Here is a 22,479-nt window from a genome sequence, read left to right on the forward strand (position 1 = left end):
AAATCAAACGGACGCTTGATGCCCCACCAGACGTGTCCAGAAATCGGTACAGCGCACCACCTTGACCGGCAGCGAGCGGGCAATCGCTGACAGCGCCAGATCGATGTCATCGAGCGGATAGGAACCCGAGACCCGAAGGTGCGCGATCTCTGGCGCGCAACCGAGGTATCCGCTGCGGTAGCGCTGCAATTCACCGATGAGACGGTCGAGCCGCCAGCCGTCGACCACGAGTCGCCCGCTGATCCACGTGTCAGCCAGAGGGTCCAGCGGATGACGGTCGAACAGCGTGCGGGCGTTGAAGCTCACGGCCTGGCCGCTGTCGATGATCGTCTGCTCCCCCGGCGCGCCTCCAGGGCGAACCGCGACCGCATGCTGAAACACGCCCAACTGCGTGACGCCGTCCTGCTGCCGCACGCTGAAACGGGTGCCCAGTGCCTGCATCTCACCCTGTGCGCTGCGCACGATGAAGGGTCGGGCATCCTTGGCGGTCTGAACGAAAATTTCGCCCTCACGCAGCAGGATCAATCGGGCCTCGGCGTTGAACACAATGTCCACGGCGCTGGCCGTGTTCAGAACAAGAGTGCTGCCATCGGCCAACGTGCGGGTCAGGCGCTCGCCAGTGCCGGTGCGCAGGTCGGCGAGCAACACCGGCGCTTCACGATACCCCGCCCAGCCAAGCGCGCTAAAACCGACACCCAGCGCAACCGTTTTGAGCACGCCCCGTCGCCCGAATGAAGCGCGACCTGCGCGATCTAGCACCTGATAACCCAGCGCACCCTTGGCGTTGCCCAGCTGCGCCTGCAACAGCGCGACCCGCTGCCAGGCCCAAGGGTGCAAGGGGTTTTCGTCGTGCCAGGTCTGGAACTGGCGCTGCATCGTCGCGTCACCAGGCGTGGCGCCCATTCGCGCAAACCAGTGGGCAGCTGCGCTCAGGGCCTGATGTTCGGGGGAACGGTTCAAGCGCCGTGTTCCAGCTGGAACAGCAGGCAATGTTCAGTAGCGCGGGCGATGTATTTGGTCACCGAACTCACTGATACGGCCAGTTGTTCAGCAATGTCCTTGTAACCCAAGCCCTGCAACTGCGAGAGCAAGAACGCTTCTTTCACCCGCTTGCCCAACCCGCTGAGCATCGCGTCAAGCGCGTGCAGGGTTTCCAGCAGCATCAGGCGTTCTTCCGGGGAGACGGCGTAACGTTCGGGCTGTTCAGCGAGGACGTGCAGATAGGCCTCTTCCACTGATCGACGCCGAAAACTGTCGACCATGACCCGCCGGGCGATGGTGACCAGAAAGTGTCGGGGCTCGATCAGTTCGTGGGTGATCGGTTGGTTACGGTCCGCCAGCAGCACGCGCATGAACGTGTCTTGCGCCATATCGGCGGCCTGATGGGAACAGCCCAGACGACCCCGTAGCCAATTCACCAGCCAGCCGTGATGAGCGCCATACAGCGTCGCAACGCCCTGATGGGGATGGGAAGAAGAACCGGAAACGGGCATGGTGAGAAACGCAAGCAAATAGGAATGGTTCGCAATATATTTCAAACGGAAACATTCGGCAACGTGCGTTCGCCATCGCGGCCGTCGTTCCTCCGGCAGCCACAGGGTGGGTGCAGTTCACACATCCCGGGACAAACCCAATCCCGTGGAAGACGCCGGAGGAACGACGGCAGCGAATAGGTGCTGTCTGACACACCCCTTCCGCGACTGTCGTAACCTCCAGAACCTCCCGCAGCGTTTGGCGGCGTGACGGGATTAAATCATCAACCCCACAACGTCCGACCAAAGAAGGTCAAGGTCCGGTCCCACGCCAGTTGCGCCCAGACCGAGTCGTACTGGGTGCCGGGAATCCGGCCATGGCCCACGGCGGTTTCGTTGGTGAACGCGTGGTGCGCGAGGTAGCGATGGAATTCGAGGTCGACCCCGCCGTCGCCGAGTTTCTTTTCCAGCTCGTCCACGGTTTCGATCGCGAAGAACTCGTCCTGCGTCGCCCAGTGCGCCTGAACCGGCACATTGATGGCGTTCGGATCAAGGTATTCCAGCGGCGGGAACCCGTAGAACACCACGCCGGCCGATAACTCGGGAATGAAGTTCAAGGACAGGAAGGTCAGCGCGCCGCCCATGCAGAAACCGGTCACGCCGACTTTTTGCGCATGACCTTTCAGGTATTGCACCGCACCGCGAATGTCTTGAGTGGCGGCATCGGCGAAGTCGAGTTTGCTCATCAGGTGATGGGCCTCCTCTTCCTCGACCGTGGCTTCGCCGCGATACAGGTCCGGCACCAGCGCCAGATAACCTGCGGCTGCCAGACGGTCGGCGACGCCACGGATCTGATCGTTGAGGCCCCACCATTCCTGGATCACCACGATGGCCGGCGCGCCTTCGGTTTTCTCAGGGGTGGCCAGATAGCCGCTGACGTCTTTGCCGTCAGGGCGTTTGAAGGTAATGGTTTTGCCTGTTGCGGGTTGTGCGATGGATTGCGTCACGTGTATCTCCCGGGCGTTTTAGGTGTCTGAGACGCTGACCTTGGGCATCCTCGGACAGCAGAGCCCTCTGTTCTACGACACTTGCACGCGCCTGAAAAGGGCAAATAACGGCCATTGCATGAAAGTTGCCATCAAATGGCAGAAATGAGCGATGTCAAGGCTCAGCCGTTTTGCAGATCGGAGTTGATCGAGGTCCCGCAGAGGTCGGTCAGGGAAGCGTCGCGGTCTCGGGCGCGCTCGGCGTCGCGCATGTCCCGCAGTTGCTTTTGCAGCGTCGGCACCGACGGCGAATAAAGGAAACCGAACGACACGCTGTTGCGTCGGCCCTTCACCGCGTGGTGCATCAGGTGGGCTTGATAGAGACGACGCAGGTAGCGATTGCGCGGTTGCGGCCGCATGGGCCAGTGCCGATGGACGATGCCGTCGTGCACCAGCATGTAAATCAGCCCGAACGCCGCGACACCGGCCCCCACCCATTGCAGCGGGTCGTAGCCGTTAATGCCCAGAACAATCAAGCCGACTGCCGCCATGCCCAGCGCCAGCAAATAAAGGTCGTTGGTTTCCAGCGCGCCGAGGTGTTCTTCGTGGTGGGAACGGTGCAGAAACCAGCCCCAGCCGTGCATCACGTACTTGTGAGCCAGAAAGCCGACACCCTCCATGGCGACCAGGGTGCAGAGGAAAATCGCGAAGTTAAGGATCATGGGGATGGCGTGGTCACGGGCTGGTGGACATCGAGGTGCAGCATACCGGGGCACGCGGGAAAATCAAAAGCGGGCAGGCGAACGGAGGCCACATCGCCACACGGGATTCCCTGTGGGAGCGAATTCATTCGCGAAAGAGGGCATGGCCGATGGAGATGCGTCGGCTGTACCGGCCGTTCGCGAATGAATTCGCTCCCACAGGGGTTTACGTGTTTAGCCTGTTCGGGTGGAGTTGGCCCGGATTTGATGTCAGCGGCCGCAGAGGTGTTTCTGCCGGTCCAAATGGTCAAAAGATCTGCGTCAGCTGCAAAGCCATCGTCAGCACGCCAAGGCCCACCCGTTTCACGCCTCAGCCGAAGATTTCACTCACAACGTTTGCTTTCCTGACCGAGCGATGTAAAAAATGGCCCCCATGGGTGGGCGGAAATCTGGCCCACTGTATTAATGCCGGTCATCGACACCCGCTGGCCAGCATCGCTTTCAAGGAATTCAGAATGGCTCCAAGACATGTAATCAACGCTTCGGTCAGTCCTAAAGGTAGCCTGGAGACGCTGTCACAACGTGAAGTGCAACAGCTCAGCGCCGCAGGTTCCGGCAGCATCTACAACCTCTTCCGCCAGTGCGCCCTGGCCATCCTCAACACCGGCGCCCATGTCGATAACGCCAAAACCATCCTCGAAGCCTACAAAGACTTCGAAGTCCGCATTCATCAACAGGACCGGGGCGTGCGCCTCGAATTGCTGAACGCCCCTGCCGACGCCTTCGTCGATGGCGAGATGATCGCCAGTACCCGGGAAATGCTGTTCAGCGCCCTGCGCGACATCGTCTACACCGAGAGTGAACTGGACAGCCAGCGCATCGACCTCAGCTCGTCCCAGGGCATCACCGACTACGTCTTCCACCTGCTGCGCAACGCCCGCACCCTGCGTCCGGGCGTCGAGCCGAAGATGGTGGTCTGCTGGGGCGGCCACTCGATCAACACCGAAGAATACAAATACACCAAGAAAGTCGGCCACGAACTGGGCCTGCGCAAGCTGGACATCTGCACCGGCTGCGGCCCTGGCGTGATGAAAGGCCCGATGAAAGGCGCGACCATCGCCCACGCCAAACAGCGCATCAACGGCGGCCGCTATCTGGGCCTGACCGAGCCCGGCATCATTGCCGCCGAGGCGCCGAACCCCATCGTCAACGAGCTGGTGATCCTGCCGGACATCGAGAAACGGCTCGAAGCCTTCGTGCGCGTGGGTCACGGCATCATCATCTTCCCGGGCGGTGCCGGTACGGCGGAGGAATTCCTTTATCTGCTGGGCATCCTGATGCACCCGGACAACCAGGGCCTGCCGTTCCCGGTGATCCTGACCGGGCCAAAAAGCACCGCGCCGTACCTGGAGCAGTTGCACGCGTTCGTCAGCGCGACCCTGGGCGAAGAGGCACACAAGCATTACACGATCATCATTGACGACCCGGCGGAAGTCGCCCGGCAGATGACCGAAGGCCTGAAAGCCGTGCGTCAGTTCCGTCGCGAACGGGCCGATGCGTTCCACTTCAACTGGTTGCTGAAGATCGAAGAAAGCTTCCAGCGTCCCTTCGACCCGACCCACGCCAACATGGCCAGCCTGCAACTGCGCCGCGACCTGCCACCCCATGAACTGGCCGCCAACCTGCGCCGTGCGTTTTCCGGGATCGTGGCGGGCAACGTCAAGGACAAGGGCATCCGGCTGATCGAAGAACACGGGCCTTACGAGATTCACGGCGACGCCGAAGTCATGCAGCCGCTGGACAAATTGCTGCAAGCCTTCGTCGAACAGCACCGGATGAAATTGCCGGGCGGCGCGGCGTATGTGCCGTGTTATCGCGTGGTGTCTTGAGGCACACAAACCTGTAGGAGCGCGCTTGCCCGCGAGAGGGGTGGGCGTGTGACACATTTACGCGCTGACACACCGTCATCGCGGGCAAGCGCGCTCCTACCCTTCAACTCTCTGGTCTCCAACGGTTCCTCATGATCCACATCCGCCCCATGACGCCCGAAGATTTCGAACGCTTCTGGCCCACCTTTCAGGCCGTGGTCCAGGCGCAGGAAACCTACGCCTACGACCCCGCCACGACCTACGAACAAGCCCTGCACCTCTGGCTCGACTACCCGCTGCACACCCTCATCGCCGAGGAAGACGGCGTGTTGCTCGGCAGCTATTACCTCAAGGCCAACGCCGCCGGCCCTGGCAGCCATGTGTGCAACTGCGGTTACATGGTCACGCCTGAGGCCCGTGGCAAAGGCGTCGCCCGACTGATGTGCGAACACTCCCAGCAACTGGCGGTGGACAGCGGTTTCTCGGCGATGCAGTTCAACTCGGTGGTCGCCACCAACGAGGTCGCAGTCGCGCTGTGGGGCAAACTGGGGTTCGAGACCGTTGGCCGCCTGCCCCGCGCCTATCGTCACGCCCGCCTCGGACTGGTCGACTGCCTGGTGATGTACAAATGGCTGGCGGACATGCCTGCGTCCCGCAAAGCCAAAAGCCCGCTGCTGATCGGCCGCAAGAACATCGAGTCCGTCGTCTCACGCCCGCGACGCAAGGCCCCTGACGCGCCCGCCTGATTTTTTCGATCGGCGGGAACCACTCGCCGTCTGACGCCACTCAGTCCGCACAGTACCCACTGCATGGACGGCGTCAGCATGGCCTTACCCCCGAACCTTTTTCACCGGACCGCCCCCACGGGCAATGTGGCGCGGACGGGACACGCCGACGCAGCAGCCCCCGCCGAAGGACCGCGCCAGCGCTCGGGCATCATGGGCCGCATGGCCACCCTCAGTCAGTCGGCGGTCACCAAGGGCCGCAACCTGAGGGACGGGCTGTTCAGGGCGCGACCGGGCGACGCCGCTTCCGTGCCCCGCAGTTCCCGCGCGCCCACGCCTGACCCGGGCCTGGCGCCGCCACCAGTGGCCCTGCCATTGATGCCGAAACTCACCATGGCGCTGGACAACCAGAAGCTGGTGTTCGGCGCGGACGGCCACACCACCCACACCGAAAAACTCCTCGACGGCATCCTCAACACGCCTGCCGACCGTTACAAAAGCCTCGCGCACCTCAGCACCCATGGCGATCAGAGCACCTATGCGCTGATCGACGCCCGTGATCGGCTGATCCATGCCCAGGCGAGCAACCTCTCGGTGTCCGTCTTCAAAAGCAGCGGGACACACGTCAACCCGGCGAGCCTGACCATGCCGGACCACGCGCACAGGGCGCAAATCACCGGCGTTCACGTGGGCGATGACGGCCAGGCATGGCGGCTGCACGAAAAGAAACTCTACGCGCTGGAAAACGGCGAATGGAAAGAACGCACCCACGTCCGCCACCTGAAAAGTCTGCACAGCGTCGGCGACGGCACGGTCTACGCCTTGGGCGAGGACGGCAAGGTACGCTCGCTGAAAGATCCCCGCACGCCGCTGGAATTCACCCACAAGGTGTCTGCGCTGGGAAGCGCCACGGGCGGTGGGCTGATCGCGCTGTCCGAAGACGACGACCACACCCCGACGCTGGAGCGGCTGCACGTGTTCGGCGACGGCGTCCACGACATTCAGCCCCTGCGCCTGCCCACCGGCACGCCCAACGACGAGGCCCTGAAGCCGAAATCCGTGACCATCGCCGGTAACACGCTGCTTGCGACCAGCGCGTCGGGCAAGTTGCTGCAGGCGCACATCAGCGACAACGACCTCATGCCCTCGCTGGACCCTGACGCCCCCGAAGGCACGATGGTCCGGCGCCCGCCGTTGATCGGCCTCGACCTGCACCTGAGCGAGAAAACACCCGACGCCCGCTTGCAAAACGCTTTCGGCGAGCACACCGTCAGTGACTTCTTCCACGATGATCAGGGGCAGTTGCACGCCAGGGTCAAGGATCAGAAAGGCGCCGAACACAGCGCTCAGTGGGACCCGAACCGTCAGGACTTCAAACCCGGCTGGAACATGGCACCGCTGATCATGGACCGGCAGAAAGGCCTGCCGACGTTGACCCCGGACGCCCAGTCGCAGATTCGTCTGCCGCGCGGCAACATCGCCCTCAGCGGCAACGACCTGCTGGTGCAGGACCCGCGCACCGAGCAATGGAAGAAAGGCAGCGAAAAAGACCTCAAGGCCCTGCAGGCGGGTCAGGACGGTTTTGCGTATCTGGTCGACAAGGACGGCAAGCTCAAGCAACTCAAGGTCGCGCCGCAAGCCGCCGCCCACGAAATGGGCAAAGGCGCGGACCTGGCGTTGCCGGGGCGCGGGACCGAGGCCAAAGGCACGGTCATGCGCGGCGCCGAACACCTCACCGTGGACAAAGTCGCGGTGCAGAACGATCAGAAATACGTGACCCTCAGCGCCGGCCAGTTGCGCCTGCACGACCAGAACGGTGAGCGTGCGTTCCTGCCCTCGCCGCCCGGCACCGGGCCGATTCAGTCCTTGAGCAGTGGCGGCAAAGACTGGTACGCGCTGCGCGACGATCAGCTGTTTCGCCTCCCTGGCGACAGCACCGACCCAAAAAAAATGAGCACCGAAACACCCCGCTGGGACCCCGTCACCGTGGACGGCCCACTCGCAGGCGCGACCCTGCAAGACCTGCGACCGGATCACGACGGCAAGCTGCTGGCGAAAACCGACCGGGGCGATTTCGTCCGAAACGGTGACGGCACCTGGGCAGCTGCCACGGCTCCCGCCGACCCCGCACGCAAGGCCCACAAACATTTCGACCAATTGGTGGCCGGCGAGCCGGATTTCACTCGGCGTGGCAACGTCAAGGCGAGTCTCAATGTGTTGGGCCGCAGCAACATCGAGACGATCAAATCCGAACAATTCGCCCCCGCACGCTGGAATCAGAACTACCTCACGTCTCACCTGTCACCGACCGGCGCCGTCAAGGTGCCTGCCGACAGCGTGCAGCACGCCTGGAAAGGCCGCGAAGGCCTCAAACCGATCTACACCGGAGAAACTGCCGCCCTGCAAACCCTGGGCGAAAAATCGACCGCCGCGATGAGCGCTGTCAACGCGCCCACGGCGGCCTCTCGTATCGACGCGTTGAAAGCCATCCCGATCCCGGCCCAGACTCCAGCGCTCACTGAGCTGACCGAGCTGTTCGACTGGTTCTACAAAGCGGTGACCGACGACCTGCAACACACCCTGCGCGAGCTGGCGGAAAAGGAGAACGCGCTGCTCAAGAACGGCGAGGTCAACCCGGCGTATCAAGGCAAGCCCCGGGCCAACGACATGCTGACCGAAGTGGCGCAAGTGGCGCGCAACAGCGGGATCAACGACACCCACCCGCTGGGCAAACTGCTCAATACGCTGCAGGACCAACATTTCACGCTGGAGCATCGCACCTCGCAAACCGGCCTCGATGCCTCGCGCAAACGCGGTGACGATCAAGCGCTGTTGCGTGCGCGCCTGGCACTGGACATCAACGTGCTGGACGACATCAGCAAAAAGCTCAGTGATTTGGTCGCGGAGACCCAAAAAACCGGCCCGCAGAACCTCGATGCCATCGCCAGGTCACTCGCCAAACTGCACAACGACACCTACGAAGGCAGCCCGATCAAGCGCTACACCGACGCCGGTTTCCGCAATCATGCCGCGCTGGAAGCCAGCTACGACGCGACCAAAAGCCTGCTCAAGTACATGCGTAAGGACAACCACCCGGTCAAACGCAGCGTCCTGCAAGGGCTGGAAACCCGTCCCGACGCGTTGGTGAGCAACCTGACCAATGCCCTGCGCGATCTTGAACCGAGGGAAAGCCTCAAGCTCAACCGCAACTACGGCGGCGGCGTCACGGGTGGCGTCTCTGGACCGGAAGGCAAGGCGTTTCTCGGTTTTCGCGGCAGCATCGACCCCGAACGCACGTTCGGCCTGACCTTCACCCGCTTTGATCGCGGCCTGAAAGTCGCGCTCAATCGCGAGGGCGCGGTCAGCGGCACCGCCAGTTTCGGCTTCGGCAACGGCATCAGCGACACCCGCACCACGCCCGGCGACAGCCACAAGAACATTCAGTCCAACGGCGGCTGGTTCGGCGGCAGCCTCGACGGCAAGTACAAATACACCGACAACACGGCCCTGAGCTTTTTTATCCGCGACGACGAGCTTGAAGCCTTCATGAAAGACCTCATGCAAGAGCCGCTGCACAGCAGCAAGCAACCCGACGCGGGCGGCTTGAAGCCCATGGCGTTGATGGACCGTGGCGTGGAAAAGGAAGTTCGTGAAACCACCAAGCACAACTTCGACCTCGACGTGGGACTGAACATCGAGTCCCGGACCAACAAGGGCCAGACCGACGCCGAGCCGGTCGCCGGGTTCATGCGTTTCGGTGCCGGGCTGCTCGCCAGCCTGTCCCTGCTCAGCGCCGAGCGGGAACGGACGGAAGGCCACGGCAGCGACGGCCTGTCCTCTGACATCTACAGCAGCAATCGGGCGCGCTTCCTCGAAAAGGGCTCGGTCTCGGGGTATGCGCGGATGTTCAGCACCGTGTTCAGTTCGCGTCCCAGCAACCTGTTCATCGCCGGCGGGGCGCCGATGGGCGTCACGGCGAGCCTGTCCTTCGATAACAAGACCGGCAAGACCTACGACGTGCGGTTCAAGCACGCGTTGCCCGTGCAAAACAACGACCTGAAGAGCCTGGCCGAAACCCTGGAGAAGGCCTACCCCGCCCTGCCCAAAAACCAGCCCACCGAGGGGCATCCGGCAGACCGCACCCTCCTGCTGCTCAAAACCAAATACTTCAGCGCCGGGGCACCGAAGAACGACGCTCAATTCGCCGCGCTTGCCAGCCTGCGCCAATTGGACCGGCAGAACACGGCCGCCAAACAGGGGTCGAGCCTGATGTCCCTGATGGACATGGTGGTCAAGCACAACAACGTCAATCGGGTCGACCAGGCGGCGCTGTCGAAACGCGGCATCGACTGGACCAAGGAATTGCTGGGCCTGGACGTCAACCCCGGCAATGCCGAGCATATCCACGATTTGATGAGCCATGACCCGCAGCTCAAGGGCCTGCTCGATGAACTGAAACGCACGAAAGGCACGACCCGCGCCGAGTTGAAGCTGGAGGTGCGCGACGACATCAAGCAGCGCATCGAAGAAGGCGCGCTGGCCGGGACCCTGACCGACAAGGACCTCAAGGAGATGCTCGCCAACAAGGACAACCTGCGCATCAAGAGCATCGCGATCTTCCGGACGGCGGCGAAGGACGATTCGCTGGCGATCCCACTGCCCTATGTCAGCTTCAAGAGCGGCAGCAACCTGAGCATCGAGCGCCTGCGCGGCGAGGTCACGTTCGAGTACGGGCTGGATCAGACCCAGCCGAAGAAATTCACCCTGGACGGCGAGCAGGCGGATCAAAGCGACCCACAACCGGCCCGCGATCTGGCCAGCGACGCCCAAGGCGTGTTCAGGCCCGCGTGATGCGAGGCAGGATTGCGCGACGACATCATTCGAGGAGCTCACCCATGGCAACTGCAACCACTCTGATCGACGCCCTGGCCAAACAGATGGGCATTACGCTGACGCTGGAAAACGGCGTCTGCGCCCTGTTCGACCAGCAGCGCGAAGTGGTCATCATTGAAATTCCCACCGCAGGAGACGTGGTGATCCTGCACTGTCGGCTGGCATTGCGCCCCGACCCCGCGCTGCATGAAAAGCTGCTGCGCTTGAACTTCGACGCCAGCGCCATGAGTGGTTGCTGGCTGGCGCTCGACGACCGCAATCAGGTGCGGCTGTGCGCCGAGCTGCCGCTGGACGGCTTGAGTGAACTGGCGTTCGTGCATTGGGTGCAAGGCTTCGTCAAGCAGACGCAGGAGGTCCCGGCGCTGTTGCGCCCTGCGACGTCGGCTCCGGCTGCGCCGGTGATGGCTCGACGGTTCGTCTGATCGATCGTCCCGCGAGCCGCAAATACGGCTAAAAACGTCAATGCTTGGCTCAGCTGACGTTTTTCGCCATCTGCGCGGCGCTTTCAAAAACTTGCCGGAATGCCATCTCTCTACGATTCTCTACACACGGCCCGACCACGGTGGCCGGGCTTACAATACGTGCCGGAGAGGCCACCATGACGACCGTAGCCGAGTTACTGAAGCTCAAAGACGAACAACACAGGGTTCCTCATACCGTCAGGCCGGACCAGATGGTCTTTGAGGTGATCACGTTGATGGCGGAGAAAAACATCGGTGCCGTGCCGGTGGTGCGGGACGGCAAGGTGGTGGGCATCGTCAGCGAGCGGGATTACGTGCGCAAGATGGAGTTGAAGGGCCGCGCCTCGGTGGGGACGCCCGTCAGCGAGATCATGACCCACGAGGTGAAGACCGTTGCGCCGGGTGACAAGGTCAGTGATTGCATGGCGATCATGACCAACGGCCGGCTGCGGCATTTGCCGGTCGTCGACAACGGCGAGCTGGTGGGATTGCTGTCGATTGGTGACTTGGTGAAAGAGGCGATTGCGGAACAGGCCAGGCTCATTCAGAAAATGCAGGAATACATTCGCGGCGAGAGTTATTGAAGTCCGGGGTGGGTCAGGCAGGTTTCAAGACGCCTGACCCACCCCTGCGTCCGACCCCGGACCGTGCGGTTACTGCACCGGCAAGAAATTCAGGAACAACAGGCTCTGCGCATAATTGAGCCCGATCCTCCGGTAGCGCTCGTCGAGCATCTGGGTCAGCAGGTCCAGCCGGGCCACGATCTTGCCGAATTCCGTGGCGAAACTCAGGTTGCTGCCCTCCTCCGAAATTTCGTTCGAGAACAGCATCAACTCGCCATTGGCATTCTGCCGCTGGCTCAGCAGCCACGTGGCCTTTTCGATGTTGCGGGCGGCGTTGCTGACGAATTTGGGGTTGATCTGGTCGGTCATGAAGAACTCCATCCGTCCACCGTGGGCCGTCACCAGCATGCTGCCGATGGCGTAGATGAACGCGCCGACCCGGTCGCCGAGAAATTCCGGGCTGAGGGCGTAGCTCAGGGCGGCCAGATCCCGCCGGTTGCCCAACTGCGCCAGTGACTTCTGCTGCTCGATGGCGTTACGCACGTTGCGTTCGGCTGACCGCGCATCGACAAACCCGGACTTGCGCCACTCGGCGGGGTTGCGCAGGTAGAGCTTGTTCATCAGCAGGTAGAGGCTTTCCAGGTTGTCATGCATGGCGAGGGTGGCCATGCGGTCGACGCTGGTCTGGAAGAATTCCTGAGGGCGGGTATTGCCGAACTGCGTCGCCACATCCTGCCCGTCCTGACGGGTGCAGCCGAGGGTACAGACAGCGGTCAGACACACCACGAGCCAGGGGCGAACGCGGTGGCGTGCAAGGAATGGAAGGCGCAGTGGAACCATGTTTCAAGGGCTTCGACGATCTGGACCCCACGCGAATCGCGGCGTCCCGGCCATGCATAGAGCGGCAAATCGGTGAAAAGTGCGGAATCAGGGGTGAAATGACGTTGGCACCCCCTGACACACCGCCTTCGTCCGGGCGCGTTGGGTCTGACACCCCATGTCGATGAAACAAAGCCTCACACATTTGACGTCGCCCTCGCCTTTCACCAAGCTAGCGGACTTCACTTGCTTTCAGGAAACACCCCGCGTGATGACCCCAAGCCTGCACTGGCGCCGCTTTCTGTTTTGCCTCGCTCCCTTGATCGCCCTGCTTGCGGCCTGCGACGGAGGGGCGCCGAAGACCAAGCCTTCCGAAGCCACGACTTATGTAAGTGTCGAATGGGACAAGCTGCCTGCGGTCAGTGATCAGGACTTGATGGCCGGGTTCAACAGCTGGTTCTCGGCGTGCAAGCGCCTGGCCAAGGACCCGGTCTGGGGCACGACCTGCGCAACCGCCGCTCAGGTGCCGTTGAACCCGCCAGCGGTACGGGACTTTCTCAAGAATCAATTGCAGGTCTACAGCCTGCGCTCGTCCGAGCACGGCGCCAACGGTTTAATCACCGGCTATTACGAGCCGATCTATAAAGGCAGCGAAGCCCATAACGATCAGCATCCGGTGGCCATCTACGGCGTGCCGGACGATCTGATCATCGTCAATCTCGACAGCATTTATCCGGAACTCAAGGGCAAACGCTTGCGTGGTCGTCTGGATGGCCGCGTGTTGCGCCCTTACGACGACGCGTCCACGATCAACGAGAAAGGCGTCAACGCCCCCGTGCTCGCCTGGCTGGAAAACCCCATCGACCTGCAATTCCTGCAAATCCAGGGCTCGGGACGGGTGCAACTGGAAAGCGGTCGGCAACTGCGCATCGCCTACGCCGACCAGAACGGCCACCCGTACAAGCCGGTGGGCCGCTGGCTGGTTGAACAGGGTCAACTGACCAAGGACGAGGTGTCCATGGGCCGCATCCGAGACTGGGCCATCGCTCACCCGGACCGCGTGCATGAACTGCTCGGCAGTAACCCCAGCTACGTGTTCTTCACCCTGCGCCCGGACAGCGACGAAGGCCCTCGCGGCTCGCTCAACGTGCCGCTGACTGCGGGCTACAGCGTGGCCATCGACCGCAAGGTCATCCCGCTCGGCAGCCTGTTGTGGCTGTCGTCGACCCGCCCCGACGGCTCGCCCCTGGTGCGTCCGGTCGCCGCCCAGGACACGGGCGGTGCCATCGCCGGTGAAGTCCGCGCCGACATGTTCTGGGGCACCGGTGACGCGGCGGGCGAATTGGCGGGCAACATGAAACAGCAAGGCCAGATCTGGATGCTGTGGCCCAAAGGCGCAGCATTGCCCAACGCAAAACCCAAGGAATGATGCGGCATGAGCAGTGAAGTGATCGCCACCGAACAGGTCACCTTGAACGGCAACACCGTGACCCTGCTGCCGTTGCAGGCCGGGCACGCGGAGCCACTGGTGCAAGCCGCTGAAGACGGCGAGTTGTGGAACATGAAAGTCACAGTCATTCCGGGGCCTGCAACCGTCGAGACGTACATCGCCACCGCGCTGGCGGGACGCGCGGCCGGAACCGTCATGCCCTTCGCCATCGTGCACCGCGCCACCGGCAAGATCGTTGGCAGCACCCGGTTCTGGAAGATCGACCGCAAGCACCGCAAGCTTGAGATCGGCCACACCTGGCTCGGCCAGTCGGTGCAGCGCTCGGGGCTGAACACCGAGATGAAATTCCTGCTGCTGGAATACGCCTTCGAGGTCATGCAGTGCGTGCGGGTGCAGTTCACCACCGACGAACTCAACGAGAAGTCCCGCGCCGCCATCCTGCGCATCGGCGCGAAACAGGAAGGCATCGTACGCCACGAGCGGATCATGCCCGACGGCCGCAAGCGCAATTCCGTGCGGTTCAGCATCATCGATGACGAGTGGCCTGACGTGAAAGCCATGCTACGAGAGAAAATGGCACATTTCGGCTGACGCCCCCAACGCTCTCCTTCGCGCCTCTGAACCGGTTGCGGGTTGATCTGAAACCGGTTTCAGGTATAACAGGATGTTTCTTCTCTCAAGCGCCGCGCTCCCCAATGACTCACACCCCTGACACCCCACACGACTTTCACATGGGCTGGCTGCTGTTCGCGCTGGCCATGGGCGCGTTCGCCATCGGCACCACCGAATTTGCTTCGATGACGTTGTTGCCCTTTATCGCTGGCGACTTCCAGACCACCCAGCCGCTGGCCGGCCACGCCATCAGTGCCTATGCCCTGGGCGTGGTGGTCGGTTCCCCGGTGATCATGGTCCTCGGCGTCCGATTACCACGGCGGGCGCTGCTGGTGGGCCTCGCGGCGTTCATCGGCATCGCCAATGCCCTGAGCGCCATCGCCCCTTCGCTGCCTTGGCTGGTGTTCTTCCGGTTTCTCAGCGGCTTTCCCCATGGGGCGTATTTCGGCGTCGCCATGTTGCTGGCCGCGTCTCTTGTCCCGAAGAATCAGCGTGCACAGGCAGTTTCACGGGTGTTTCTCGGCCTGACCATTGCTACCATCGTCGGCGTGCCGTTCGCCACCTGGATCGGCCAGACCGTCGGTTGGCGCTGGGGCCCGGCGGTGGTCGCGATACTCGCCGCGATCACTGCCGTGCTGATCCGCACCCTCGCCCCCGCCTCGCCCGCCCAGGCCGACGCCAGCCCGCTGCGTGAACTCGGCGCACTGCGTTCGCGCCAGGTCTGGCTCACGCTGGGCATTGCCGGGATCGGTTTTGGCGGCGTGTTCTGCGTCTACACCTACCTGGCCGCGACGCTGATCGAAGTCACCAGGACCTCAGACTTCATGATTCCGGTGGTGATGGCTGTATTTGGCGTGGGCACCACGGTCGGCAATCTGGTCTGCGGCTGGGCAGCGGACCGGGCCACCCTGCGCTCGGCCGGCATCTCGCTGGGCTTCACCGCATTGGTACTGGCGCTCTACCCCTCGGCCACCGATAACCTCTGGCTACTGATCCCGCTGGTGTTTTTCATCGGCTGTGGCGTCGGGCTGGCGGCCATTCTGCAAACCCGCCTGATGGACGTCGCGCCCCACGCGCAATCGTTGGCGGGGGCATTGGTGCAGAGCGCCTTTAACCTGGCGAACGCCATCGGCCCGTGGGTCGGCGGCCTGGTGATTTCAGCCGGAATGGGACTGCCCGCCACCGGCTATGCCGCCGCGGCGCTGACCCTGGGCGGTCTGGGCATGTGGTACTGGGCGATCACCGATGCCCGCGCCAGCGCGCAGCGATTTGACCGCCAAGCGGCCGGGGAATCCTGATTCGGCAAGCCCCCGGTCACGACCGTGCGTCATCGTGTCACCGCCCGGCGGGCTGAAAAACCTTGTCCGCCTCGCTCGCGCAGGCATAATCGGTCCACCCTTTGCATTGAATGAGTACCCCGTATTGAAACGCGTGACCTCCTGCTCAGATACCGTTGCGCCCAGCAGTTGTGCCAACGGCTCGGTGCGCCGGGCTTCCCGCCGTCTGGGGCAGATCTATGACGAAGCCTTTACTGACTGCGGCCTGAAAGCCACTCAGTACTCTCTGCTGTCGCAGATCGCACGCAGTGGCCAGCCCAAGATGCGCGACCTTGCGCAGGCGCTGGTCATGGACCTCTCCGCCCTGGGCCATACGCTCAAGCCGCTGGTGCGCGACGGTCTGGTGGAATTGCAGGTAGATGAGACGGACCGCCGCAGTCGCCGGGTGCTCCTGACCCAGGCCGGTCAGGAAAAGTACGCACAGGCGCGCAAGGTTTCGGAGCGGGTTCAGCAGGTTTTCGACAAGACCTTCGGCGTCGAAGAGACGGTAAAGCTGCGTCAGGCGCTGGACTTCATCGCTTCAGAGAGCTTTGCGCAGTCCTTGCTGGGCGAGTTGCAGGCCAGCGAAGCCTGACGGCGCACTCACCGCCGTCATGGGTCCTCTGGCTCATCCGGGGTCGGGAACAGGGTATCGACCTTGTGCCGGTTCGACACCCGCACCGGCGCCATCGCAGCGGACTCGGCCAGTTTGGTGGCCATGTCCCAGTGACGAGCCTCCTGCCCCTCGGGTCGGCCCTCTGTCTCCCAAATCAGTTGCGCCAGTTGACGAACAGCTTCTTCGTCGACATTCATGCACCGCCCCCCTAGATATTTCTGCAGTTCGTCGCCCGGCGTCAGATAGACACCGAGGCCTCCCGCCGTGACCACACTGGGCGAGCCATAGACCAGCCAGTACCGGGGAGAAAATAGCCGCGCGCCCTCACACCGTTTGTAGGCGTTGGACAGCGAAAATCGGCCTCCTGGCCCTCTGCGCATTGTTGCGATACCGCGACCACGCATCACGACAGATCTCCTTTCAGGGTTGCCGGCGGTTGAGCAAAATGCTCACGACCAGGCCAACACCTGCTGCCGCCGCAACGGCCGCCCAAGGGTTGGCCTTGACGAACACCTTGGCTTCATCGAGCGCACGGGTCAGCGGTGGCTGCTCAGGGAGGAAGTCACGTTCATACACCGTTTCACCGCGTGTGGCAGCGTCTTTGAGGAATGCGATCAAACGCGCGTGGGCCTGACTTGTGCGGTCTTCGTGCAGGGCATCACCCGCCGCAAGCAACGCATTGGTTTCATTGATAAAGGTGTTGAGCTGCGCGCGGGTCTTTTCATAGAGGTCCTCGCTCAGGGTTTCGGTGAGGTTATCGATCATCTTGCTCATGGACATTCCGTGTTCAAGGGGGGTGAAAAAGGTTGACCGGTGCTCGGGATAATTCGTTCCGAAAGACTGAACAACCGCGGACGCGTGTACAGGTTTAACGTGTCGAGGGCTTATCAAGGGGTCGCATCGCCGTTCAAAACGCGATTCAGCTCCGTGAATGGATCACCGTTTTCCCGACTCGAATCCAGCGTCAGCCATTTCTTGAACCGGGCCGGACTGCCGGTATACAGCGCATTCGCCGGAACGTCCGTGTTCACCACGCTGTTGGCGCCAATCACGCTGTTCTCGCCGATGCTGATGCCCGGCAGGATCACCACGCCCGCGCCAATCCACGCGTTTGCGCCGATGCTGATCGGTGATGAACGGGTGTGGCTGTGGCGCAGCGCAGGGTTCAAGTCATGGGTGGTGGTGCAAAGACGCACCTGCGGCCCGAGCATCGCGTCGGCGCCGATGGTAATGCCTGCCTGATCCAGAAAGACGCAACCGGCGTTGATCAAAACGTTGCTGCCCAAGGTGATGCGGCCCCGTTCGAAATAGAACGGTGGGCGGATGACCGCATTGCCCGCGGTCACAACGCCTGTCTTGCTTAAAAGACGATTGCTTTTCTTCTTGCCGAGGTCGTGGGTGCTGAGCAGCCGTGTGTACTCGGCCGGTTTGAGATGTTTTTTGAGGTTATACAGCCACAGCATCATGGGGTTCGGTCACGTGAGAAAGGAGATCGCCTGCCCGGTATCGAGCGCCGTCGTGATTCTAGCGCGTTGCCGAAAAGCCGTATGGAATGCTTGCGCGTTGCTGCTGTACAGAATGGAAAAGCCCGACACAGGTGTCGGGCTTCACTGTGCGCTGCTAAACAGCGCGACGCCAGGCGCGGTTCGGACTAGATGCCCCGACCGCCCAAGGATGGTTTCGAATCATCGCGGTTCGACCGATCCGCCGACGGCACCGGGTCATTGCTGGTCCGGGCCGGGTGCAATGGGTCAACGGCGGGATCGGAAGCGTCTGGGGATTCTGGATCGAATCCCAGATCAGGGTCGATCTTGCGCGGTTTTTCACCTGAAGTGGGTTCAGCCGGGCGAGTGCCAGCGCGATGATCGAAACCGGTCTCATTGTCGGCCTGGCTGTTCACGCCTTTCTGCGAAACATTGCCGGGCGCGTCGGGATTCATCTCCATCTCGATTCTCCATCCTCACAGCATGGGATATCCACGCATATACCCATCGGAAATGCCCCGCATTCAGGAGTGCCGCAAGATGGACGAATGGCACCGGTAGGCCCGAAAGGTCGCAAACCGGCACGTCAAGGTCGGGTCTGTATCCTTAAGTATGATGGCAATCAGCTACGCTCCCGCTCACTATGGAGGCTGGCTGTGAGCCAAGCCAACCGATGTGTCGTCAAACCGAGGATGCCCACGGGACACGCTGGTGCTGTGAAAGCGGACGGACGTAGAGGTCAACGGATCGGTGACCACTGACTGCTTCAGAACGTACACACCAGAGGCCCATAGTGCTCGTACCCCTACCCGCGATCAAACGCGACCTTGAAGAAACCGCCGTTCATCTTGAACGCCTGTCTCAGTCGATGGCGGGCCATCTGGCCTACGCCACGTTTCGTCAGCCCCACCAGACCCACACGGAAATCGCCGGGAATATTCGGGGCATTCATTCCTCTGTTCAACAGCTGAAAGCAGCGGCTGCGCGCATCGATTAGCGCCCTGCCGCTGCCCGTCAGACATCCTGCGGTTTACTTGGCTGCGGAAGGGTAATCGCTGTAGCCCTGGGCCGCGCCGCCGAACAACGTGGCGGGGTCGAGTGCCGCCAGGGGCAAGTCGTGCGCCAGGCGTCGCGGCAAGTCAGGGTTGGCCACAAACGGTCTGCCGAACGCCACCAGGTCCGCATACCCCTGAGCGATCACCCACTCGGCACGAGCGACGTCGTAGTTGCCTGCGACGATGATCGGGCGAGTGAACCGCTCGCGAATCGCCCGACGGAACGTTTCAGTGAACACCGGCGCATCGTCCCAATCCGCTTCGACCAGATGCAGGTAGCCGATGCCCTTGCCTTGCAGGTATTCGGCAGCGTCGAGGATGGTCGGCAGGATGTCGGGGCAGTCCATGCCCCGGGCCGTCAGAAACGGCGCCAGGCGAATGGCCGTGCGTTCGGCGCCGATCTCGTCAACGACCGCATCGACCACTTCCCGGAGAAAACGCAGACGGTTAGTGCGGGACCCGCCGTATTCATCAGTGCGTTTGTTCGAGGTGGTGCGCAGGAACTGATCCACCAAGTAGCCATTGGCGCCGTGAATCTCGACCCCATCGAAACCGGCCCGAATGGCACGGCGGGCCGCCTGACGGAAGTCGTCGACGATCTGGGCAATCTCGCTGCGGCTCAACGCCCGTGGTGTCGGTGAATCGACCATCGTGCCCTGCCCGGTCGCCGGGTCGACTTTCCAGATCTGCCCTTCGAAGGGTTCGGCGGACGGTGCCACCGGCAACTCGCCCTGATGAAAGTCCGGGTGAGACATGCGCCCTACATGCCACAGCTGCAGGAAGATCCGGCCGCCTTCGGCGTGCACCGCGTCCGTCACCCCGCGCCAGCCTTCCTGCTGGGCGTCGTTATAGATGCCGGGCGTGAAGGAGTAGCCTTTGCCTTGGGTGGAAATCTGCGAAGCTTCGGTGACAATCAGCGCCGCCGACGCGCGTTGGGCGTAATACTGCGCGTTGAGCGCGTTGGGGATGTCGCCAGGCTGGGAGCTGCGAGCGCGGGTCATCGGGGCCATCACCACACGGTGAGGGGCACTCAGGCCCGCGAAGTCGATGGGCATGAACAGGTTCGAAGAGGTCGTCATGATCGGTGTGTCCTGAGCCAGTAAGAGAAGATGGGCTCAGTCTGCGATCAGCGACTGCATTTGATAATTGGGCTAGTCTTTGATGGATTTTCAAAAATAATGGAAGAATCATGGACAACCTGGAAGCGATCCGTCTGTTCGTCGAAGCCGCCGAGTTGGGTGGTCTTTCTGCCGCAGGCCGCAAACTGGGCCTGTCCCCCGCCGCTGCCAGCGCCCGCCTGCTCAAGCTCGAAAGCTCACTCGCTACCCGTCTCTTCGAACGCACCACCCGCCAGCTCCGGCTCACCGATGAAGGCCGACTGTATTTGCAGCACTGCCGCTTGGCGCTGCAATCGCTGGACGACGCCCGCGCCGCGCTGTCCGCTGAAAAAAAGGAAATACGCGGCAAGGTTCGTCTCTCCGCGACCTCGGATTTCGGCCGCCACGTGCTTAACCCCTGGCTCGATGAATTCACCCGCCTTTACCCGCAGGTCGTGCCCGCGCTGCTGCTGTCCGATTCCCTGTCGCACCTGATCACCGACGATGTCGATCTGGTGATCCGCTTCGGCGTGCCACCGGACAGCTCGCTGATCGCCCGACCGCTGGCCGCCAATCACCGCGTGCTGTGCGCCGCGCCCGATTATTTGCAGCGCAAAGGCGTACCGACGCATCCCGATCAACTGGCGAATTTCGACCACATCGTTTCTGGCCAGACAGGGTGGTCGAGCGAGTGGCGCCTGCAACGGGAGGATGAAACCGCGCTGTTCAAGGTGCCTCTGGAGGCGGCGCGTGAAACCAACGACGGGGCGGTCGCTCGGCAATGGGCCATTGATGGACACGGCATCGCCCTCAAGTCGATCTGGGACATCCGCGCCGACCTCGCCGCCGGGCGCTTGATACGGGTGATGCCGGAATGGCAAACCGCCGAAACCCCGGTGTACGCGCTGTATCCGCGCAACCGGTATCTGGCGCCCAGGGTGCGTGCGTTGCTGGACTTTCTGAGCGAACGGTTCCAGCAGTCGCCGCCAGCAGAGGGCGTTTGAGCGGCGAGGGTCGTGAGTGATCGGCATCGTCGCACAGGCCGCCTGCAGGCATAATCCCGTCGTCGGTTGAAGGATGGCCCGTCCGAATCGACCCGCCCGCGCTGCTCACCACCAGGAGGTCACTGTGCGCAAGGATTACTTCGCCTTTTTCATCTCGCTGTTTCTGTCTCGATTGGCGGATCAGATTTTGCTGTTCATCGTGCCGCTGGTGGTGTTCCAGACCACCCAAAGCGCCGCTTGGGCCGGGCTGGCGTTTTTCGTCGAGTCGCTGCCGCGCTTTCTGGCATTTCCCGTGTGCGGGGCGCTTTGCGATAAATACCCTCCAGTCAGAATCCTGCACATCAGTCAGGTGTACCGCGCGGTGCTGTGTCTGCTGGCGATGGCGCTTTACGGGGTCTTCGGCGGGATCGGCTGGTTGGTGGCGCTGTCGGCACTCTGCGGGGTGCTGACGACCCAGGGTGTCATGGCGCGGGAAGTGCTGATGCCTCACATTTTTCAGCACTACCGCTACACCCAAACGCTGTCTTACTCGCAGATCGCCGACCAGACCGGGCTCGTCCTCGGGCCACTGCTGGCGGCTCTGGTGCTGGAAGTCTGGCCCTGGCATTGGGTGGTGCTGGGCATCGCCGGGCTGTTTTTGCTGGCTGACCTGAGCATGCTGATGTGGCAGCGCCTCAGCCACGTCACCCTTGAGGTGTTCGAGCCCATTCAAGGCCTCTGGCTGCAACCGTTGAGAGTGGCCTTCGGGCACATCCGGGATCTGGCGGAACTGAAGAAGATCATCACGCTGGCCGTGGGCGTCAACCTGATCGTCGGCGTGACCCTGGCCACTTCGGCGGCCATGGTGATCGGCGATTACGGCGCCGACAAGGACCACTACGCCGGGTTGCAGGCGGCGGGTGCGGTGGCCACGATCCTGATTCTGTTCGTGCTGGCGCGCGTTTCGCTGCCCTTGCGGCTGTTGGGCGGAGCCGGGTATTCGATGATCGCCGTGGGCGCTTTCGTCTGTGCACTAAGCCCGAATCTGCCTGGCTACGGCGTGGGGTTTCTGCTGATCGTCGCGTTCGACAAGGTCTTCAACGTCTACATGCGCACCACCCGCCAGCGCGTGATTCCCGCTCGGGACTTCGGCAAAACCGTGGGCGTGATCACCCTGCTCAACAACTTCTCGCAGCCGTTTGCCGGCCTGCTGGTGGCGCTGCTCGCGTCGCCGTTGGGCACGCAACCGGTGGTTTTGATTCTCGCGGTGCTGGCGAGTCTCTTGGGCGGCGGTGCAGGGTGGTGGTTTGCCAAAGAACGTCGCCCCGCCGCCGTGACCTCGATCCTTGAGGCCGATCAGCACGCGGGGAAATGAGCC

Annotated in this window: 21 protein-coding genes and 1 pseudogene; 12 read left to right on the top strand and 10 right to left on the bottom strand. The window is 62.5% G+C overall.

Going from position 1 to position 22,479, the window contains the following annotated elements:
* Positions 1-3 precede the first annotated feature (3 nt).
* The 4 genes from ACWKWE_RS05810 to ACWKWE_RS05825 form a co-directional block, all read right to left on the bottom strand.
* Entirely contained in the window at positions 4-960 is a 957-nt protein-coding gene (locus ACWKWE_RS05810) for a FecR domain-containing protein (RefSeq protein WP_483849937.1), read from the bottom strand.
* Complete coding sequence (locus tag ACWKWE_RS05815; protein ID WP_166596997.1) at positions 957-1,493, bottom strand: sigma-70 family RNA polymerase sigma factor; 537 nt, start codon at positions 1,491-1,493, stop codon at positions 957-959. The genes ACWKWE_RS05810 and ACWKWE_RS05815 overlap by 4 nt, the downstream gene beginning before the upstream one ends.
* Positions 1,494-1,756: 263 nt before the next feature.
* On the bottom strand, positions 1,757-2,479 hold the full coding sequence (locus ACWKWE_RS05820; protein ID WP_483849938.1) for a dienelactone hydrolase family protein: 723 nt from the start codon (positions 2,477-2,479) through the stop codon (positions 1,757-1,759).
* Between the two features lie 161 nt (positions 2,480-2,640).
* A complete protein-coding gene (locus ACWKWE_RS05825) occupies positions 2,641-3,180 on the bottom strand; it encodes a sterol desaturase family protein (RefSeq protein WP_341958426.1) in 540 nt (179 codons plus the stop codon).
* A gap of 494 nt (positions 3,181-3,674) precedes the next feature.
* Here ACWKWE_RS05825 and ppnN point away from each other — a divergent pair, with 494 nt between their 5' ends.
* From ppnN to ACWKWE_RS05850, 5 genes are all read left to right on the top strand, one after another.
* The gene (ppnN, locus tag ACWKWE_RS05830) at positions 3,675-5,048 is read left to right on the top strand and encodes a nucleotide 5'-monophosphate nucleosidase PpnN (RefSeq protein ID WP_166596995.1); all 1,374 of its coding nucleotides are present in this window, start codon (positions 3,675-3,677) and stop codon (positions 5,046-5,048) included.
* A 131-nt stretch (positions 5,049-5,179) separates the two neighbouring features.
* Positions 5,180-5,773, top strand: coding sequence for a GNAT family N-acetyltransferase (locus ACWKWE_RS05835; protein WP_166596994.1), 594 nt, complete (start codon positions 5,180-5,182; stop codon positions 5,771-5,773).
* Positions 5,774-5,851: 78 nt separating this feature from the next.
* On the top strand, positions 5,852-10,603 hold the full coding sequence (locus tag ACWKWE_RS05840; protein ID WP_483849939.1) for an AvrE-family type 3 secretion system effector: 4,752 nt from the start codon (positions 5,852-5,854) through the stop codon (positions 10,601-10,603).
* A 44-nt stretch (positions 10,604-10,647) separates the two neighbouring features.
* The gene (locus tag ACWKWE_RS05845) at positions 10,648-11,067 is read left to right on the top strand and encodes a type III secretion system chaperone (protein WP_483849940.1); all 420 of its coding nucleotides are present in this window, start codon (positions 10,648-10,650) and stop codon (positions 11,065-11,067) included.
* Positions 11,068-11,243: 176 nt separating this feature from the next.
* On the top strand, positions 11,244-11,690 hold the full coding sequence (locus ACWKWE_RS05850) for a CBS domain-containing protein (protein ID WP_166596991.1): 447 nt from the start codon (positions 11,244-11,246) through the stop codon (positions 11,688-11,690).
* 69 nt (positions 11,691-11,759) lie between these two features.
* On the opposite strand, the gene ACWKWE_RS05855 is transcribed toward ACWKWE_RS05850, so the two are convergent.
* A complete protein-coding gene (locus ACWKWE_RS05855; RefSeq protein WP_166596990.1) occupies positions 11,760-12,509 on the bottom strand; it encodes a hypothetical protein in 750 nt (249 codons plus the stop codon).
* A 250-nt stretch (positions 12,510-12,759) separates the two neighbouring features.
* Here ACWKWE_RS05855 and mltA point away from each other — a divergent pair, with 250 nt between their 5' ends.
* The 4 genes from mltA (at position 12,760) to ACWKWE_RS05875 (ending at position 16,461) form a co-directional block, all read left to right on the top strand.
* The gene (gene mltA / locus ACWKWE_RS05860) at positions 12,760-13,917 is read left to right on the top strand and encodes a murein transglycosylase A (RefSeq protein WP_166597017.1); all 1,158 of its coding nucleotides are present in this window, start codon (positions 12,760-12,762) and stop codon (positions 13,915-13,917) included.
* 6 nt (positions 13,918-13,923) lie between these two features.
* Positions 13,924-14,529 carry a GNAT family N-acetyltransferase gene (locus ACWKWE_RS05865; RefSeq protein ID WP_483849941.1) on the top strand — a complete coding sequence of 202 codons (606 nt, stop codon included), beginning with the start codon at positions 13,924-13,926 and terminating at the stop codon, positions 14,527-14,529.
* A gap of 104 nt (positions 14,530-14,633) precedes the next feature.
* Positions 14,634-15,848 (top strand): MFS transporter, encoded by a 1,215-nt coding sequence (locus ACWKWE_RS05870; RefSeq protein ID WP_483849942.1) that lies wholly within the window; start codon positions 14,634-14,636, stop codon positions 15,846-15,848.
* A 133-nt stretch (positions 15,849-15,981) separates the two neighbouring features.
* On the top strand, positions 15,982-16,461 hold the full coding sequence (locus tag ACWKWE_RS05875; protein WP_341964564.1) for a MarR family winged helix-turn-helix transcriptional regulator: 480 nt from the start codon (positions 15,982-15,984) through the stop codon (positions 16,459-16,461).
* Positions 16,462-16,547: 86 nt separating this feature from the next.
* Here the strand turns inward: ACWKWE_RS05875 and ACWKWE_RS05880 are convergent.
* The 4 genes and pseudogenes from ACWKWE_RS05880 to ACWKWE_RS05895 form a co-directional block, all read right to left on the bottom strand.
* Positions 16,548-16,679, bottom strand: a pseudogene (locus ACWKWE_RS05880) (DUF2934 domain-containing protein); the annotation flags it as partial.
* Positions 16,680-16,902: 223 nt separating this feature from the next.
* Positions 16,903-17,256, bottom strand: a complete 354-nt coding sequence (locus ACWKWE_RS05885) for a glycine zipper domain-containing protein (RefSeq protein WP_166596986.1) — start codon at positions 17,254-17,256, stop codon at positions 16,903-16,905.
* 113 nt (positions 17,257-17,369) lie between these two features.
* Entirely contained in the window at positions 17,370-17,948 is a 579-nt protein-coding gene (locus ACWKWE_RS05890) for a DapH/DapD/GlmU-related protein (protein WP_483849943.1), read from the bottom strand.
* 185 nt (positions 17,949-18,133) lie between these two features.
* A complete protein-coding gene (locus ACWKWE_RS05895; protein WP_166596985.1) occupies positions 18,134-18,427 on the bottom strand; it encodes a DUF6021 family protein in 294 nt (97 codons plus the stop codon).
* A 332-nt stretch (positions 18,428-18,759) separates the two neighbouring features.
* Here ACWKWE_RS05895 and ACWKWE_RS05900 point away from each other — a divergent pair, with 332 nt between their 5' ends.
* Positions 18,760-18,963 (top strand): hypothetical protein, encoded by a 204-nt coding sequence (locus tag ACWKWE_RS05900; RefSeq protein ID WP_166596984.1) that lies wholly within the window; start codon positions 18,760-18,762, stop codon positions 18,961-18,963.
* Positions 18,964-18,996: 33 nt separating this feature from the next.
* Here the strand turns inward: ACWKWE_RS05900 and ACWKWE_RS05905 are convergent, their stop codons facing one another.
* Positions 18,997-20,100: an alkene reductase gene (locus ACWKWE_RS05905; RefSeq protein WP_483849944.1), complete on the bottom strand. Its 1,104-nt coding sequence runs from the start codon at positions 20,098-20,100 to the stop codon at positions 18,997-18,999.
* A gap of 110 nt (positions 20,101-20,210) precedes the next feature.
* On the opposite strand from ACWKWE_RS05905, the gene ACWKWE_RS05910 reads away from it, so the two are divergent.
* Together ACWKWE_RS05910 and ACWKWE_RS05915 are read left to right on the top strand one after the other, a co-directional pair.
* The gene (locus ACWKWE_RS05910) at positions 20,211-21,122 is read left to right on the top strand and encodes a LysR family transcriptional regulator (protein ID WP_483849945.1); all 912 of its coding nucleotides are present in this window, start codon (positions 20,211-20,213) and stop codon (positions 21,120-21,122) included.
* A gap of 124 nt (positions 21,123-21,246) precedes the next feature.
* Positions 21,247-22,476: an MFS transporter gene (locus tag ACWKWE_RS05915; RefSeq protein WP_483849946.1), complete on the top strand. Its 1,230-nt coding sequence runs from the start codon at positions 21,247-21,249 to the stop codon at positions 22,474-22,476.
* Positions 22,477-22,479: the final 3 nt, after the last annotated feature.

This window comes from Pseudomonas salicis (genome assembly GCF_057128705.1).

What these genes read in the sequence shown, in the direction of transcription:
- ACWKWE_RS05815 (WP_166596997.1), bottom strand. Translation starts at nt 1,493, where the DNA reads ATGCCCGTTTCCGGTTCTTCTTCCCATCCCCATCAGGGCGTTGCGACG.
- ACWKWE_RS05825 (WP_341958426.1), bottom strand. Translation starts at nt 3,180, where the DNA reads ATGATCCTTAACTTCGCGATTTTCCTCTGCACCCTGGTCGCCATGGAG.
- ppnN (WP_166596995.1), top strand. Translation starts at nt 3,675, where the DNA reads ATGGCTCCAAGACATGTAATCAACGCTTCGGTCAGTCCTAAAGGTAGC.
- ACWKWE_RS05835 (WP_166596994.1), top strand. Translation starts at nt 5,180, where the DNA reads ATGATCCACATCCGCCCCATGACGCCCGAAGATTTCGAACGCTTCTGG.
- ACWKWE_RS05840 (WP_483849939.1), top strand. Translation starts at nt 5,852, where the DNA reads ATGGCCTTACCCCCGAACCTTTTTCACCGGACCGCCCCCACGGGCAAT.
- ACWKWE_RS05845 (WP_483849940.1), top strand. Translation starts at nt 10,648, where the DNA reads ATGGCAACTGCAACCACTCTGATCGACGCCCTGGCCAAACAGATGGGC.
- ACWKWE_RS05850 (WP_166596991.1), top strand. Translation starts at nt 11,244, where the DNA reads ATGACGACCGTAGCCGAGTTACTGAAGCTCAAAGACGAACAACACAGG.
- ACWKWE_RS05855 (WP_166596990.1), bottom strand. Translation starts at nt 12,509, where the DNA reads ATGGTTCCACTGCGCCTTCCATTCCTTGCACGCCACCGCGTTCGCCCC.
- mltA (WP_166597017.1), top strand. Translation starts at nt 12,760, where the DNA reads ATGACCCCAAGCCTGCACTGGCGCCGCTTTCTGTTTTGCCTCGCTCCC.
- ACWKWE_RS05865 (WP_483849941.1), top strand. Translation starts at nt 13,924, where the DNA reads ATGAGCAGTGAAGTGATCGCCACCGAACAGGTCACCTTGAACGGCAAC.
- ACWKWE_RS05870 (WP_483849942.1), top strand. Translation starts at nt 14,634, where the DNA reads ATGACTCACACCCCTGACACCCCACACGACTTTCACATGGGCTGGCTG.
- ACWKWE_RS05885 (WP_166596986.1), bottom strand. Translation starts at nt 17,256, where the DNA reads ATGAGCAAGATGATCGATAACCTCACCGAAACCCTGAGCGAGGACCTC.
- ACWKWE_RS05890 (WP_483849943.1), bottom strand. Translation starts at nt 17,948, where the DNA reads ATGATGCTGTGGCTGTATAACCTCAAAAAACATCTCAAACCGGCCGAG.
- ACWKWE_RS05895 (WP_166596985.1), bottom strand. Translation starts at nt 18,427, where the DNA reads ATGGAGATGAATCCCGACGCGCCCGGCAATGTTTCGCAGAAAGGCGTG.
- ACWKWE_RS05905 (WP_483849944.1), bottom strand. Translation starts at nt 20,100, where the DNA reads ATGACGACCTCTTCGAACCTGTTCATGCCCATCGACTTCGCGGGCCTG.
- ACWKWE_RS05910 (WP_483849945.1), top strand. Translation starts at nt 20,211, where the DNA reads ATGGACAACCTGGAAGCGATCCGTCTGTTCGTCGAAGCCGCCGAGTTG.